15 protein-coding genes and 1 tRNA gene are annotated in these 14,971 nt (G+C 66.9%); 7 read left to right on the plus strand and 9 right to left on the minus strand.

Annotated features, from left to right (window positions below; genetic code table 11):
- Positions 1-6: 6 nt before the first annotated feature.
- A complete protein-coding gene (locus ACH34Q_RS27170) occupies positions 7-420 on the minus strand; it encodes a PaaI family thioesterase (RefSeq protein ID WP_395985902.1) in 414 nt (137 codons plus the stop codon).
- Positions 421-444: 24 nt separating this feature from the next.
- Between ACH34Q_RS27170 and ACH34Q_RS27175 the strand changes: the two genes are divergently transcribed.
- Positions 445-1,722 (plus strand): cytochrome P450, encoded by a 1,278-nt coding sequence (locus ACH34Q_RS27175; protein ID WP_395985903.1) that lies wholly within the window; start codon positions 445-447, stop codon positions 1,720-1,722.
- Here ACH34Q_RS27175 and ACH34Q_RS27180 read toward each other — a convergent pair.
- Positions 1,711-2,808 carry a hypothetical protein gene (locus ACH34Q_RS27180; protein WP_395985904.1) on the minus strand — a complete coding sequence of 366 codons (1,098 nt, stop codon included), beginning with the start codon at positions 2,806-2,808 and terminating at the stop codon, positions 1,711-1,713. The genes ACH34Q_RS27175 and ACH34Q_RS27180 overlap by 12 nt on opposite strands.
- Positions 2,809-3,245: 437 nt before the next feature.
- On the opposite strand from ACH34Q_RS27180, the gene ACH34Q_RS27185 reads away from it, so the two are divergent.
- Positions 3,246-3,839 (plus strand): hypothetical protein, encoded by a 594-nt coding sequence (locus ACH34Q_RS27185; RefSeq protein WP_395985905.1) that lies wholly within the window; start codon positions 3,246-3,248, stop codon positions 3,837-3,839.
- Positions 3,840-3,894: 55 nt separating this feature from the next.
- Positions 3,895-3,970: transfer RNA gene (locus tag ACH34Q_RS27190), tRNA-Lys, on the plus strand.
- Between the two features lie 816 nt (positions 3,971-4,786).
- On the opposite strand, the gene ACH34Q_RS27195 is transcribed toward ACH34Q_RS27190, so the two are convergent.
- The 3 genes from ACH34Q_RS27195 to ACH34Q_RS27205 form a co-directional block, all read right to left on the minus strand.
- Complete coding sequence (locus ACH34Q_RS27195) at positions 4,787-5,233, minus strand: lamin tail domain-containing protein (RefSeq protein WP_395985906.1); 447 nt, start codon at positions 5,231-5,233, stop codon at positions 4,787-4,789.
- Between the two features lie 22 nt (positions 5,234-5,255).
- Positions 5,256-5,612, minus strand: coding sequence for a hypothetical protein (locus ACH34Q_RS27200; RefSeq protein ID WP_395985907.1), 357 nt, complete (start codon positions 5,610-5,612; stop codon positions 5,256-5,258).
- A gap of 178 nt (positions 5,613-5,790) precedes the next feature.
- Positions 5,791-6,195 (minus strand): transposase, encoded by a 405-nt coding sequence (locus ACH34Q_RS27205; protein ID WP_395985908.1) that lies wholly within the window; start codon positions 6,193-6,195, stop codon positions 5,791-5,793.
- Between the two features lie 114 nt (positions 6,196-6,309).
- Between ACH34Q_RS27205 and ACH34Q_RS27210 the strand changes: the two genes are divergently transcribed.
- The 4 genes from ACH34Q_RS27210 (at position 6,310) to ACH34Q_RS27225 (ending at position 10,373) form a co-directional block, all read left to right on the plus strand.
- The gene (locus ACH34Q_RS27210; RefSeq protein WP_395985909.1) at positions 6,310-7,308 is read left to right on the plus strand and encodes a LacI family DNA-binding transcriptional regulator; all 999 of its coding nucleotides are present in this window, start codon (positions 6,310-6,312) and stop codon (positions 7,306-7,308) included.
- Positions 7,305-8,741, plus strand: coding sequence for a GH1 family beta-glucosidase (locus ACH34Q_RS27215; RefSeq protein WP_395985910.1), 1,437 nt, complete (start codon positions 7,305-7,307; stop codon positions 8,739-8,741). The genes ACH34Q_RS27210 and ACH34Q_RS27215 overlap by 4 nt, the downstream gene beginning before the upstream one ends.
- 4 nt (positions 8,742-8,745) lie before the next feature.
- Complete coding sequence (locus ACH34Q_RS27220) at positions 8,746-10,002, plus strand: MFS transporter (RefSeq protein ID WP_395985911.1); 1,257 nt, start codon at positions 8,746-8,748, stop codon at positions 10,000-10,002.
- 125 nt (positions 10,003-10,127) lie between these two features.
- Positions 10,128-10,373, plus strand: a complete 246-nt coding sequence (locus tag ACH34Q_RS27225) for an aldehyde dehydrogenase family protein (RefSeq protein WP_395985912.1) — start codon at positions 10,128-10,130, stop codon at positions 10,371-10,373.
- Positions 10,374-10,601: 228 nt separating this feature from the next.
- Here ACH34Q_RS27225 and ACH34Q_RS27230 read toward each other — a convergent pair whose 3' ends face one another.
- The 4 genes from ACH34Q_RS27230 to ACH34Q_RS27245 form a co-directional block, all read right to left on the minus strand.
- The gene (locus ACH34Q_RS27230) at positions 10,602-10,808 is read right to left on the minus strand and encodes a hypothetical protein (RefSeq protein WP_395985913.1); all 207 of its coding nucleotides are present in this window, start codon (positions 10,806-10,808) and stop codon (positions 10,602-10,604) included.
- A gap of 1,248 nt (positions 10,809-12,056) precedes the next feature.
- Positions 12,057-12,737, minus strand: coding sequence for an MBL fold metallo-hydrolase (locus ACH34Q_RS27235; protein WP_395985914.1), 681 nt, complete (start codon positions 12,735-12,737; stop codon positions 12,057-12,059).
- Positions 12,737-13,840: an S-(hydroxymethyl)mycothiol dehydrogenase gene (locus ACH34Q_RS27240; protein ID WP_395986035.1), complete on the minus strand. Its 1,104-nt coding sequence runs from the start codon at positions 13,838-13,840 to the stop codon at positions 12,737-12,739. The genes ACH34Q_RS27235 and ACH34Q_RS27240 overlap by 1 nt, the downstream gene beginning before the upstream one ends.
- Before the next feature lie 341 nt (positions 13,841-14,181).
- On the minus strand, positions 14,182-14,970 hold the full coding sequence (locus tag ACH34Q_RS27245; protein ID WP_395985915.1) for a fumarylacetoacetate hydrolase family protein: 789 nt from the start codon (positions 14,968-14,970) through the stop codon (positions 14,182-14,184).
- Between the last annotated feature and the right edge of the window lies 1 nt (position 14,971).

The following is a 14,971-nucleotide window of genomic DNA, read 5'->3' on the forward strand; positions in this document are numbered from 1 at the left end:
CTCTCCTCAACCCAAGATCGCGTAAACGGTGGAGGCGCGGGCCGCGGGCTCGTCCTCGCCCTCGGCCGTCATCGTGACATCGGCGAACGCCAGCGTCCGGCCCAGCTTGGTGATCCGCACCTCGACCAGCACGTCCTTGCCGATGACCGGCCGCTGGAACGTGGTGTTCTGCTGAACGGTCGTCATCGGCACGAAGGCACCCCTCGCCCCCGACACCGCGATCACCGTGGCCGTGTCCGCCGCCGCCATCAGCGCCTGCCCGGACATCCCGCCGCCCTCCCTGGCCAGCCGTTCCGACCAGGGCAACCGCAGCACCGCCCGGCGCTCGGCCACCTCCTCGACCGTCAGCCCCAGGTCCTGAACCCAGGGCGCGAAGTTCTCGCGCAAGATCGCATCGCCGTCCGCGGGCTTCACCGTCACCCCGCCATGATGCACGCTGAAGGCATGCGTGAGGAGATCTTTCTGCCCGCGACCTACGCCACGGGCGTCCCGTACGAGACGTTCCGCCGGCTCCGCTCCGAAGCACCCGTGTGCCGGATCCCCGAACCCGCCGTCGGTCCCTGGCCCGCCGGACCCGGCTACTGGGCGGTGTTCCGGCACGCCGACGTCAAGCACGTCCTGCGGTCGCCGGACCTGTTCTCCTCGCACCTGGGCGCCACCCAGATCCGCGACCCGGACACGCCGCAGGACCTGGAGTTCGTCCAGGCGATGATGCTCAACCAGGACCCGCCGGGCCACTCCCGGCTGCGCCGCATCGTCGCCGCCGCGTTCACCCCCCGCGCCATCCGGGCCCTCGAATCCACGATCGAGGAGCGGGCCCGTTCCCTGGTCACCGCCGCCCTGGACGCCGACATCGACTTCGTCGACGTGGCCGCCGACCTGCCCGTCTGGACCCTCGCCCACATCATGGGCGTCCCCGACGAGGACCGCCGGCTCCTGTACGACTGGGCCTCCCGCGTCATCGGCTACCAGGACGCCGAATACGCGGGCCTGTCCACCGCCGACCTGGACTCCCTGAGCCCGATGGGCCGCGCCGCCGTCGCCCAGCGCCCGGAAACCCTCCAGCGCCCCGACGGCCGCCCGATGAACCCTCGTTCACAGGCGGCCCTGCGCGACATGTTCGCGTACGCGCATGCCCTGGCCGAGCGCAAGAACGCGGGCGACGGCATCATGTCCCGCATGCTCTCGGGAGGCCTGACCGGCCCCGAATTCGAGAACATGTTCTTCCTCTTTGCGGTAGCCGGAAACGAAACGCTCCGCAACGGCATCCCGGGAGGCCTTCTCACCCTCCTGGAGCACCCTGCCCAATTCGACCGCCTTCGCGAGAACCCGGGCCTGCTCCCCACCGCCATCGAAGAGATGCTCCGCTACTGGCCCCCGGTCATGGACTTCCGCCGTACCGCCACCCAGGACCTGGAACTCAACGCCACACCCATCCGCGCAGGCGAGAAAGTGGTCGTCTACCACGCCTCGGCCAACCGCGACGAGACCGTCTTCCACTCCCCCGACGAATTCGACATCGCCCGTACCCCGAACGACCACGTCAGCTTCGGTTTCGGCCCGCACTTCTGCCTGGGCGCCCACCTGGCCCGCGTCCAGATGCGCGCCGTCTTCCGCCGGCTGCTGCCCCTGAGAATCGAGCAGACCGGCAGCCCGACCCGCCTGGCATCAAATTTCCAGAACGGCCTCAAACACCTACCCGTCCGGCTCTCACTTCACTGAGATCGGTCTGTCCCTACAGCTCTCGACACGAAAATGGGACCTTGCGCCACTGATTCGCGATCCGGCGGGAATGACAGTGATCCGCCCATCTATACCTACCGTGGCATGCAACCTGTTGGACAGCACCTCACACTCGAGAGTGAACCGCTTCCTCGGCCCGCCGTCCCCCACCTGGCCGGTCCCACTCAATTCGACGATCCCCTGTTCCCGATCCAAGATCATCAGCTCGCCCTGCATCCCGATGGCAGCGATGGTCGGATACTTTCGTACCTTCCAACGCACGTCCTTGAGATCCGAAAGGCTCGCATTCCGACCCTTGACCCCACCGGTCAAGCTATACCCGAACGGACACTCGATCTTGGTCTGTCCGCGCGCCTTCGCGCATTTATCGATATACGCATTGTACGCCTGCGAAACCGCACGCTCCCCGGCGGGTGTAACGTCGAACTTCGAACCGCCCTGCGTGGGTGGATAGGAGGATATCGAACTACCGTCCCCGGTATTGACCATCGTCTGCTCCGGCACGCCGCGTACGAGACCCTGCCGTCCCTGATAGAACCGGTAAAGCCCGGGCAGCAACCAGTACATCCCCGTGCGCTCATGGTCCGCTTCCAGCTTGAACGGGATCCGGACCTTTCCGACTTCGACATACGTCATCGGCGTCATCCCGAACCACACCCTTGCCAGCGGTTGGTCGATCCGCATTCCACCCTTCTCCTTCAGCAGCCGGACCTCGGACCGGTATCGCTCGCCGCCCTTCCCCTCAAGCACAACGACGACCTCCGCATAATCGTCGAACTCATAATTCGAGCGCTCCGTCACGCTGGCGATCTTCCAGTCGTCATCGATCGCCTCGGGCACCAGAAAGCGCCCCTCCTCACCACCTGGGCGTTCGGCCTTCGCAAGGCGAAGCGCCTTCCCGACGTCCCGCTCCTTGATCGCCTCATAGAAGGCGCGGACCAGCGACTCCGTCCCGACATCCCCAACCTCCTCAGGCGCCATCCCGACGGAACCCAGCACGACCGCGGCCAGGAACACCCCGCCCGCGGCCAGCCGGCGCGGCCGATACCGGAAAACCTCCGCCATGAACGACTCCTCACGTCAACGACGTGAGACGCCGTCCGAGCCTCACCCGACCATCATCTGGCCTGACCCGGCCAAACCGGGAACTTTCCGACCCCGCCCTGCGACTTATCTCCGCGGAGGTGACGATCTTGACTGAGGAGCGAACCGCGCCCCTGACCGACCGGGCGTCCCTGCACGTGGCCCTGGCCGTCCTCATCCTGCTCACCCTCTTCGTCCGCCCCTCCACCGCAGCGGAGCCACCGGCGTGCCCCCCCCCCCCCCCCCCCCCCCCCCCCCCCCCCCCCCCCCCCCCCCCCGCCACCCCCGCCTCCCTGCCCCCCGTACCGGCCTCCCCAAGCCCCGACTCCGGCGACGGCGGCACCGTACGGATCGTCGAGCACGGCTTCACCACCAGCCGGGATTCCGCCGGCGAGCATCAGGTCAGCTGGGGCTTGATCGTGGAGAACACCAGCAAGAAGATGGCCGTCTCCGTCCCGATCACCCTCGGCATCCGCGACGGCAAGGGCAAATCCCTGGCCACCAAGGCCAGCGCGTACGCCCACCACCGCACGATCGGCGGCCTCATGCCCGGCGCCCGCTTCGGCATCGGCGACAACACCTACGTCCGCCGAGCAGGAGCCAAGAAGATCGACTTCAAACTCGGCCGCACCGAATGGCTCCCGCCCACCGACCAGCGCGTCGTCCAACTCACCGCGTCCGACGTCAAGGCCGACCTCTATCCCGTCGACAAGGAACAGCTCTACCTCCTGGGCGATCCCACCCGGATGGAGGTCCACCGCGACCAGCGGTACGACCTCGACATCACCTTCAAGGTCCACTCCCGCCATCCGCTCCCCCTGAACGACGGCAAGGCCAACGCGATCCTCCGCGACAAGCACGGCAAGATCGTCGGAGGCACTCACCCCTCCGACACCGACACCTGGGCCCGCTTCGCCCCCGGCTGGTCCGTCCACCGCATCGAGACCGGCGGCGTACCGCCCACCGTCGACGCAAGCCGCATCGAGGTCTACCCCCAACCCAGCTACTACTGACCCACCCCATAACCCCGATGCGAACCGGTCGGCGATCTCGATACCCTTGCCCTGCGGGTCGCTAGCTCAATTGGCAGAGCTCCGGACTTTTAATCCGTAGGTTGTGGGTTCGAGTCCCACGCGACCCACCACGCCTGACCTGCACAAACGCGAGTTCACCCCGGTATGTCCCCCGCCGGTTTCGTCCCGGTACGTTCCCGTGTTGGCTCGATGTTGGCTCGCGGGGCCGGACCGGGGACGATCACCCCGCCAGGCCGCCAACTGCATCCACTCAAACCGGACCCGTCCAACAGCACCTGGCTGACCGCCCTTCCGGATCGCCGACCTGGCATCGAGCGCGGTCAGGCGGTGTTGCACCCAGGTCGCCCAGGCGGCAGCAGTGCCATGAAACCGCTCCAGCGCCATCGGCCTACCCACGGCAACCTCGGCCGCCGCCACCTGGAAGCCAGCCGGTCATCCAGAGATCGACGCGCCCCTGTGGCGCGGCAGCGCGCCAGGTTAGGACGCTGGGCAGCAGCGTCGTTCAAGCTCTACCTGGCATCGCCGCAGGACGAAATATCACAGGCGCGGTCGGCCTCGCCGGCCACCGCCATCAAGGCCTTGATCCGGGAGGGGTAGCGGTCCCGCGGGCCCGCCCCCGGCCATCACGCGGCGCCTTGCACGATCAGTTCGCGGATGAACTCTGCCAGCGCGGCGAACACATCGAAGACCAGGCGTGTCGGTTCTCGAAATCGTCTGCACGAGATGTCCGTAGTCCTGTGCACACGATCTAGCTTCCGCCGTCGTTTCCTCACCCGGCCAAGCGAATCGATCCAATCCAGGGCATGATCAGAGCCTCTACCGAATCCGGGGCGCTTCAGTAGTTCTGGCACGGACGTCACTGCACCTGAGAGGGACCCCGCCCCGTATGGAGGGCGGGGTCCTCACCTGTTCACGGCCGGGTCAGGTCAGCAGTACCTGCTGGAGCCGCTGCTGCCCCATGAGCATGAGTCCGCCGCGGTTCCGTTCGGGTAGCGCAGGTACGCCGCGTCCCCGGTGTTGTTCCACACATACCAGGACCTGCCCCAGTACCGGTGCGTGGAGGTGTTGGAGCCCTTGCCGGTGTGCACGTACACCGACTTGCGCCCGCCAAGGGTGAACGTCGTGAAGGTGTAGGTGTAGCCGGTCTTGTCCCGCAGCTTGTAGCCCCGCATCTGCCGGGAGGTGGTGGAGGTGTTGAACAGCTGTACCCATTCACCGTTCAGCGAACTGTTGGAACCGGTGTCGGACCCGGGCGAGTTGTAGTACACCCGGTAGATCTGAACCGCACTGGCCGCCTCCGCGGGCGCGGCGGCCAATCCGATGCCGCCGGCGGTGATGGCCGCGACTGCCCCCGTAACGATGAGTTTCCTCAACCCCCGTGTCCCTTCGTCGGTGCTAGGTGAATTCCCAGGTGTAGCAGCGACCGGCCGGTAACAGATAGTGATGGCCAGTGCGGGACCAGGCGTCAACCAGAAGAAATGATCGAACGTCCACGCCTTTCGCTTCGGCGATGGCTGGGCCGCTTCTAAGCGGTTCCACCGGAATGAGGAAGGGCGCGCCCGGGTCCGCCAGCGGGTGCACGGGCGGGTTGGTGCTGGCGGCGTGGTTCTGAATGGTGGGAGACAGCTCGTCCATCCGGCGGCGCCGTGGCCGGGGCGGGCCAGCGATCGGGGCGCGGGTGCCGGGCGGCGGATGCACGCAGGCCAGCGCCGCAGGCGTCGGTCTGTTTGACGATGAGATCAGGCCGTTCATCGGGCGGCCGGGCTCCAGCCAGGCGGGGGGCACCACCGTCTTCAGTCAGCACGAACTGGTGATGGTCCACCCGGGTCGGGGCCGGCCCGTAGCGGGCGACGAAGCCGTCGTGCTCGGCAGGCGGGTTCATGGTCCTCCCGGTCAGGAAGGGCGGCGGGTCGCCGGTGCGGTCGTTCACTCAGGGCCGCGATGATCGCACGCTGGTCTCACATAATCGTTCGTTGCTGTGATGATCTGGTAGAGCTCGCGGGCGACGTAGCGTTTGAGGCAGCGGATGATCTCCCTCTTGGAGAAACCTTCCTTGGTGCTTCGTTCCATGTAGGCGCGGGTGCGGGTCCCACCGCAAGCGGCAGATGACAACTCGGTAGAGGGCTTTGTTGGCCTGCCGGTCGCCGCCTCGGTTGAGGCAGTGCCGGTTGGTGTTCCCGGACGAGGCCGGGACCGGGGCGGCGCCGCAGAGCATGGCGAAGGCGGCTTCGCTGGTGAGCCGGTCGTGGTTGTCACCTGCGGTGACCAGGAGTTGGTCGGCGACGTCGGTGCCCACGCCGTTAGCGGCGGCCAGGCGGGGATTGATCGCGGCCACGATCGGTTAGAGGAGTTCGTCCAGGTCGTTGATCGCTTGACCACGTCCGCATCGTGTGGCTACCCTCACACTTCTTCGCATGAAATCGATTTCATAGGATGGGAGGAACGGAAGATGGCTGGACGACGAGTAACGATCAGCGATGTCGCGAAGCTGGCCGGGGTCAGCGTGCCGACCGTGTCACGGGCGTTGAACGGGCGTCCGGAGGTGATCCCCGAGACTCGGGAACGGGTGTTGCGGGCGGCCGAGGAGCTCGACTATGTACCGAGCCGGAGCGCCCGGTCGCTGCGGACCGGCAAGTTTGCGATCCTCGGGCTGCTCGTGCCACAACTGGCCTGGGACTGGATGCCCGAGGTGATCCGGGGGGTTTCCGAGGAGGCCGACCGGTCCGGCTATTCGCTGCTGCTCCAGCAGCTGAGCTCCGGATCTGAGAACCGCTTCGTCGAGTCCGTGCTGCCGATGCTGCCCGTGGACGGCCTGGTGATGGTGATCCCGTCCGGCCTAATGGACCGCGTCGGCGAGCTGCACCGACAGGGCATGCCCGTCGTGGTTGTAGACGACCAGATTGCGCGGCCGGAGTTCCCATCAGTGGAGATCGACAACGCCTACGGGGTCAGGTGCGTCACCGAGCACCTGATCGAGAGCGGGCGCGAGCGGATCGCATTCGCTGCCGCGGCGGCGGACATGCTGCTCGTGTGCGAGCGCCTGGCCGGCTATCGGCAGGCCGTCGCCGCCGCCGGACTGCCCGAGCTCGGCATCCTCCGGCAGGACAAGGACTTCGACGCGCTCCTGCACACCGTGGTGTCCAGGGCCGGGGAGTTCGACGCGGTCGTCACCCCCTACGACGAGTTGGCGGTTTCGCTTGTTTCCGCGCTGCATGCGGTGGGAGTGCATGTGCCCGGGGATGTGGCGGTCACAGGGTTCGACGACCTGCCCGCCGCCGCCTGGACCGGCCTGACCACCGTGCGATCGCCGTTCTACGAGATGGGCGCCACCGCGGTCCGCATGCTCATCACAGCCATCGACGGAGGCACGGTACCGGAACGGACTGTCCTGCCCGTCGAGATCGTGCTCCGGGACTCCACTCGGACCAATGAAGGAGAGATCAGATGATCCGCTTTCCCGAGGGCTTCCTGTGGGGCGCCGCGACCTCGGCCTACCAGATCGAGGGCGCGGCGTCCGCGGACGGGCGCAGGCCGTCAGTCTGGGACGTGTTCGCGCACACGCCCGGCAAGACCTTCCACGGCCAGACCGGCGATATCGCGTGCGACCACTACCGCCGCTGGGAGCAGGACCTGGACCTGATGGCTGAGCTCGGACTGAAGGCCTACCGCTTCTCCATCGCCTGGACCCGCACGACTCACGAGGACGGCCGCCCCAACCAAAGAGGCCTGGACTTCTACCGAAGGCTCGCCGAAGGGCTTCGTGATCGCGGCATCGTCCCGTTCGCCACTCTTTACCACTTCGACCTGCCGCAGTCCGTGGAGGACAAGGGCGGCTGGCTGAACCGCGATACCGCCTATCGGCTCGCTGAGCACGCCCAGGTCGTCACAGGCGCTTTGAAAGACACGGTCGACCACTGGATGACAATCAACGAGGCCTACGTCGAATCTTTCCTTGGCTACGCGACCGGTGAACTGTCCCCCGGCCACCAGGACACCGGCGAGGCGCTTGCCGCCGCCCACCACCTTCTGCTCGGGCACGGTCTGTCCGCCCAGACGATCCGCGAGGGCAACGCTGGCAAAGTCGGCCTGGCGACCTCTCTGTCGCCGGTTCATCCGATGACCCAGGCCCCGGCCGACGTGGCCGCCGCCCGGCTCGTGGACGGCGTGAACAACCGGCTCTTCCTCGATGCGATCTTCAAGGGCACCTACCCGACCGACGTCCAAGAGCGCTACGCCGACCTCCGCCCGGGATTCACCGTCGTCCAGGACCGTGACATGGAGGTCATCTCTACCCCCCTCGACTTCTTCGGCCTGAACTTCTACTACGGCCGTACCGTCACCGGAACTGACGGCGATCTTCCCTCCGGCTGGGCCGAGACGCCCCTGAGCACGCCGGTAGAACGCGACCTCGGCGCCCGCGATGTCGTCCGGACCGACCAGGAGACCACCGTGATGGGCTGGCCCATCACCCCGAACGTGTTCACCGAGATCCTGTGCCGCTTCAAAACGGATTTCGCTGACATTCCGGTCTATATCACCGAGAACGGCGTCTCCCTGCACGACCAGGTTAGCCCCGAAGGCGTCGTCCACGACCCCGAGCGCATCGACTTCCTGACCTTGCACCTGAACGCCATCCACAATGCGATCGCCGAAGGTGTTCAGGTCAAGGGCTACCTGACCTGGTCTCTCATGGACAACTTCGAATGGGCCCAGGGCTACGGCCCCCGCTTCGGCCTCACCTACGTCGATTTCGGCACCCAGCGACGCATACCCAAAACCAGCTTCCACTGGTACCGCGACGTGATCGCCCGCAACGGCCTTAACCCACCCCTAGCTCGTCCCCACGAGCCTGACCAGGAAGAGGCCAAGCAACATGGTTGAGGCCATGCAGGAAGGGACCACCCCCTCCGCCCCGTCCATCCCCAACGTCGGCAAGGCGTCCGGAGGCTTCATCGCCGCGCTGGCCCTCGCGGTCGTCGGCTGTAACGTCGCCACCTTCACCCCGACCCTGGTCGCCCTGCCCCTTGCGATCCAGGACATTGACGAGTCTGGCAAGAACGGCAACCTCTCCATGGTGCTGTTCCTCGGTGTGCTGGTCGCCGTCATCGCCAACCCCGTGTTCGGCAAGCTCAGTGACCGCACCACCTCACGCTTCGGCATGCGCCGCCCCTGGATCCTCGGTGGCGCGCTCTTCGGAACCCTGGGGCTCCTCGCACTTTCGACCGCTCACACGATGCCCCTGCTGATCTTCACCTGGTGCTTCACCCAAGCCGTCTACAACGCCTTGTACGCAGCTGAGATCGCACTGATCTCCGACCAGGTCCCCCCGGACCAGCAGGGTTTCGTCTCCGGCATTCTCGGCGTCGCCTTCCCCATGGCGCTGCTGATCGCCACAGGCCTGGCCGCACTCCTGGCCTTTTCCACCACCTTCATGATCATCGCCGGAGCGGTGATCGGCTTCCTCCCCGCCGTCGTGCTCTGCGTTGTCCTCAAAGACCGGCACCTGGATCCGGCCGACAAGCCCGGCCGGTACACCATTCGCAGCTTCCTGAGCAGCGTGTGGACGAACCCGGTCAAGCACCCAGACTTCGGCTGGGCCTGGTTGAGCAGGCTCCTGATGTGGATGGGCCCGAACGCCCTCATAGCGTTCATGGCCTACTATCTCAGCGACCACCTGGGCGTTGCCGAAGACCAGCAGGCCCGCTGGGTCTTCTTCGGTATTCTGGCCAGCACGGTCGCCCTCATGATCGTCAGCCCGCTCAGCGGTCGACTTTCCGACCGCCTTCGCCGCCGCAAGCCCTTCGCCCTCGTGGCAGCCGGCGTCATCGCCGTCGGGCTCATCGTCGCCGCGCTCGCCGGAAGCGTCACTCACTTCCTCATCGCCACGACGATCGTCGGCATCGGCCAAGGCCTGTACGCGGCCGTTGACTACGCAGTCCCCGTGGCGGTTCTGCCCGACCCGGCCAACGCCGCCAAGGATCTAGGGGTCATGAACATCGCTCTCACACTCCCCGGCTCGGTTATTCCCGCACTCGCCCCCCTGGCTTTCGCATTCGGCGGATACCCGACGCTGTTCGTCGCTGGAGCGGCGCTCACGGTGATCGGCTCGCTCGTACTGCGACGAGTCCGCGCCATCGACTGACAGAGATGCTGTAGGTGAGCACCTCCCGCCGGGGTCTGACCCATCGGCTGGCCGCCTTCGGGTCTTTAACCGGATCTGTCGGCCCTGGTCGGGAGGTGCGCACGTGACTCACCGTGCGTGGCGTTGTGACCTTCCTGTCGAAAGGAGAGGTGTGCGTCGCCTCGACGCGGCTGCTGTTGCACGAAGACATCGCCGACGAGTTCCTTGGTCGGATAGCGTCGGGCGCAGCATCGATCAAGGTCGGTGATGCGCTGGACCCGGAGACGCAAAATGGGCCCGCTAGTGTCTCGCTCTCAGAGGCCATTTCATTACGGCTGATGGGGGATAAGTCACTTCTACCCTGTAGTTTGTTCGACCGGATTGAGCGCTAACGGCGCATTTGCGTACCCTGACTTGATCTCTTGCGCACCCGTCTCGTCCCGAAAGGGCGACCAAGGTCCGTCTGGCGTAGCTTCGTGCGAGAACCGCTGTACCCGGGCGCTGCCTGCCTTGGCGATGTCCGGCGTAGTAGGGCTCTGGCATGACCCCCCAGCGCGCCAGTACCGCCAGCGCCTGGTCCTGAGTGAGGTCGTCGGCCTCCACTGCGGTGGCGTCGACGGTCAGGGCCAGATCGCTGCTGCGGGTGGTGAACAGCACCGGGCAGCCGGGCGCCAGCCCAGCTCCGCATCCAGCGGAGCGCGGGTCCACACGTTGTCCAACACGATCAGCAGCCGCCGCCGGGCCAGCATCGCCGCGAGCGCTTCGCGGGCCTGGTCGACGGTGGTGTAGGCGGGGTCCTGGATGGCCAGGGCGGCGGGCCAGAGCAATCAGCAGCGCCAGCGGATCAGTGCCCGACCCGGCCTTCAACCAGGTCGCGTCGCGCTGCGGTAGCGGCGCCGCACCCGCCGGTCGCGGCACACTGCCGCCGCCAAGGTCGACTTGCCCACCCCGCCGAACCGCGTCAGCGCAGCCGCCTGCACTATTCCGCGCAGCGCCGTCACCGCGGCCTCGGCCAGTTCCGGGCGCTCGACGAAACCGTGGCTCCAACCGCGGCGCAGCCCCCACAAAGCCCTCCGGGCCGACAAGCTCCCGCAACGGCCGGTCAGCCCGCCACAGCCACGCCCACCGTGCCACCGTGCCACCGTGCCACCGTGCCGCCGCCGCCAGTGTCGCAATGATCGCGCCGACCCAGCTGGTGCGCTCCAGCCGATCGTCCAGGTCGCCGCCCGACCAGATCAGCATCCAGACCAGAACCCCGACGATGACCGCCACGGTAAGCACCACCACGCCCCAGCGCCGCCGCCTCCCGATCGCTGGGCATCGTGCTGCGCCACGAAGGCCACCACGAAGTGGCGCAGCAGGCCACGCTCAAGGCCGCCGACGGAGTCGAGCGCACCGAGCAGGCCGACGACCATGCCCGGAACTGATCGCCGAGCCACCACTTGTCTCCTCGCCGCAGCGGTGGTTCACGCTCCACACCCCGCAGGTTGCCCTGTACGAAGTGCGCGTGCACTGGCCGCTGAGAGGTGTACGTGTGGCGGATCCGGCTCCCTCGCCGGCGACGATCAGCAACGTAGTGTTGCATCTGGGCGGATCCTCGTCCTGACCGCCGGGCGGAACCTGATTTCGTCGACAATAGACCTACCCGTCATGTCAGCGTGGGCGTCCTCTGGTATCGGCCGAGCTCCGCCGGCTCGTGCTCTCGTCGGCCGCCGAGAATCCGATCCGGGAATACCGGCGAAATCCAAGGCGAGCCGACGATGCCAGGATACCGAGCCGCACCTGGCACGGTCTGGCTGATCTTGACGGCGCCATCAGTAGCGGCGTCGCCTACACCACGGGTCGAGTGGACGTGCGCTCCTCGGCGGTCTGATCAACGAATACTCGCAGGAGGGTGGCCGAACCGAATTATCGAGCCCCACACGTTCGCTACCCGCGATCAGGCGGCAATCCAGGCGTCCTGGCTCCTGAAGGAGAGCGGTGCTGGACAGGTTCACAGTTCTGCGTGCTTTGAAGTGTCGACGAGGTCCAACGAAAGGCCACAGCCGTCCGACCGTGAACGATGACGCCAGCGATTACGGGTTTGCTTCCTCACCGGGCAAGCGGGCCCGCACACGCTGGCGGAACTCTTTGCTGACCATCAGCATACGTTCCGCGCCGATGGTGGTGTCGTCGCCGTGGCCGGTGTGGACGACCGTGTCGTCGGGCAGGGCGAATAGCTTCGCGCGGATCGACTCCTCAAGGGTCGGACGGTCACTGTAGGAGCGGCCGGTCGCGCCCGGGCCGCCCTGAAACAGAGTGTCGCCGGTGAAGATACAGCCGAGGTCCGGGGCGTGGAGGCACACCGCCCCCGGTGCGTGGCCCGGCGTGTGCAGCACGGTCAACGTGGTGCCCGCGACCTCGATGGTCTGGCCGTCGGCGAGGTCAGCGTCCCACAGATGACCGTCGGCACCGCCGTGGGTGAGGTCCCACAGCGGGCGGTCGTCGGGGTGTAGCAGGATCGGGGCACCCACCCGGTCCCGCAGCGCTGGCGCGACCCGGACGTGGTCGTCGTGGGCATGGGTGCACACGATCGCCTTCACAGTCCGCTCTGCCACGACGGCGAGGATGTCGTCGACCGAATGCGGGGCGTCGATCACGACGCACTCAGAGTAGTCACCCACGACCCAGATGTTGTTGTCGACCTCGAACGTCTCACCGTCGAGGCTGAACGTGCCGCTGCTGACTGCGTGGTCGACACGCACCTGCCCGGCCATCAGAGGACCACCACCGAGCGCAGCACATCGCCGTGGTGCATCCGCTCGAATGCCGCCTCCACGCCGTCGATCCCGATCTCCTCGGTCACGAACGCGTCCAGGTCCAGCCGTCCCTGCCGGTAGAGGTCGACGAGCATCGGGAAGTCGCGGCTCGGCAGACAGTCGCCGTACCAACTGGACTTCAGGGCCCCGCCACGGCCGAACACGTCGATCAGCGGGAGCTCCGGGACCTTCATGTCCGGGGTCGGCACACCGACCAGTACGACCACGCCGGCCAGGTCGCGCGCGTAGAACGCCTGCTTCCATGTCTCCGGCCGACCGACAGCCTCGATCACCACATCCGCACCGTCGGCACCGTCGTAGGTCTCCGCGCAGATCCGCTTGATCTCCTCGACCGGGTCGCCCGTTGAGGAGTCGACGGTGTGGGTCGCGCCCATCTCGCTGGCCTTCGCGAGCTTCTTGGGGTCGATGTCGACAGCGATGATCGGACTCGCACCGGCCAGCGCCGAGCCGGCGATCGCGGCGACGCCCACGCCGCCGCAGCCGATCACGGCCACCGACTTGCCGCGGGTCACGGCACCGGTGTTGATCGCAGCACCGATGCCGGCCATCACACCACATCCGAGCAGTCCCACCGCGGCCGGACGGGCCTCCGGATCCACCTTCGTGCACTGGCCCGCCGCAACCAGGGTCTTCTCCGTGAATGCGCCGATCCCCAGCGCGGAGCTCAGCTCGGTGCCGTCCTCCAGTGTCATCTTTTGGGTCGCGTTGTGCGTGTTGAAGCAGTAGTGCAGGTCACCACGCTTGCAGGCCCGGCATTCACCACACACCGCCCGCCAGTTCAGCACCACGAAGTCGCCCGGCGTGACACCGGTCACGTCCGGTCCAACCGACTCGACGATGCCGGAGGCCTCGTGGCCCAGCAGGAACGGGAAGTCGTCATTGATGCCGCCCTCCCGGTAGTGCAGGTCGGTGTGGCACACCCCGCACGCCAGCACTTTCACCACGGCCTCGCCCGGGCCCGGGTCGGGGACATTGATCGTCACAATCTCGACCGGCTGCCCCTGCGTACGGGCGACGACGCCCTGCACCTTCTGCACGATGTCTCCTCGTTGCGGATGACTTGCCGGCGACCGCCGGGCTATGTGGGTGTTGGTCCTTCATTCACGTCTCTCAGCCGCAGAGGGTCACCTCGATGAGGTGAGCCAGTAGCGGGTCCTGGCGCCCCTGGGCCTCACTCTCTATGGCCCAGGCCGCCGCAATGTGCGCCGTCTTCAGCGGCGGCCTCGATGGGCTCGCAGCCTCACCAGACGAAGGCCCGTCAACAGGTGAGTGCTGCCACCGACGGTCTGTGCGACCTGGGTTGTCCGCAAGGCGCCGGGAGAGGGCGGGTACCGGCACCGGGGACGCTCGCCGCCCGCGAGCTCGGTGTCCGGTGCGCGGGTCAGACCAGCGATGTGCGGCGTACGACATTGTCGAGCACTCCGAGGCCCCCGACCCGGGTAACCAGTCGGTCGCCGTCGCCGAGGAAGATTTGCGGTTCGCGTGCATTGCCGATGCCGCTCGGCGTACCTGTGAGGATCACGTCGCCCGGTCGGAGCGTCATGCCTCGGCTGAGCTCGGCGATGATCCGCGGGATCGTGAAGGCCATCTCTTTCGTGGACGCCCGCTGGAGAAGACGTCCATTGAGTTCACAGTCGATCAACAGGTCGTGCGGGTCCGTCACCTCCTCAGAGGTGGTGAGCCACGGGCCGAGCGGCATGGTGCCATCGATGCTCTTGCCTTTCAGCCACTGTCCACCATGGGCTCGTTGCAGGTCGCGCTGTGACACGTCGTTCGCGACGCACCATCCGAAGACGTGATCGAGCGCGTTCTCTTCGTCGATTGACCGGCCTACCGTGCCGATGACGAGGGCGAGCTCCGCTTCGTAGTCCCATTTTCCTGAAAGCGCCGGGTCGAACGCGATGTCGTCGTGGGGGCCGACGATCGTGTCCGGGCCCTTGGTGAAGAAGGTGGGATGCTTGGGGAGGCTGTCGGGATCCTGCCCCTCGCGCTTGCCCTCAGACTCGTAGAAGTGATCAAGGTAGTTCCATCCGGTGCACAGCACGTCGCGGTTGAGCCGCTGCACCGGCGAGCCGAGCTTCACTGTGTCGAGCGGGATCGGCGTGACCTTGTCGCCTTCCTCCTGGACTCGAGCGAGGGCATCACGGCCACCGCGGACTACCTCGTCCACG

This window comes from Actinomadura sp. 9N407 (assembly GCF_044326315.1).
Lineage (GTDB): Bacteria > Actinomycetota > Actinomycetes > Streptosporangiales > Streptosporangiaceae > Spirillospora.

Excerpts from the sequence above, each read along its gene's own strand:
- ACH34Q_RS27175 (WP_395985903.1), top strand. The coding sequence starts at position 445 with ATGCGTGAGGAGATCTTTCTGCCCGCGACCTACGCCACGGGCGTCCCG.
- ACH34Q_RS27180 (WP_395985904.1), bottom strand. The coding sequence starts at position 2,808 with ATGGCGGAGGTTTTCCGGTATCGGCCGCGCCGGCTGGCCGCGGGCGGG.
- ACH34Q_RS27200 (WP_395985907.1), bottom strand. The coding sequence starts at position 5,612 with ATGAACGGCCTGATCTCATCGTCAAACAGACCGACGCCTGCGGCGCTG.
- ACH34Q_RS27210 (WP_395985909.1), top strand. The coding sequence starts at position 6,310 with ATGGCTGGACGACGAGTAACGATCAGCGATGTCGCGAAGCTGGCCGGG.
- ACH34Q_RS27215 (WP_395985910.1), top strand. The coding sequence starts at position 7,305 with ATGATCCGCTTTCCCGAGGGCTTCCTGTGGGGCGCCGCGACCTCGGCC.
- ACH34Q_RS27220 (WP_395985911.1), top strand. The coding sequence starts at position 8,746 with ATGCAGGAAGGGACCACCCCCTCCGCCCCGTCCATCCCCAACGTCGGC.
- ACH34Q_RS27235 (WP_395985914.1), bottom strand. The coding sequence starts at position 12,737 with ATGGCCGGGCAGGTGCGTGTCGACCACGCAGTCAGCAGCGGCACGTTC.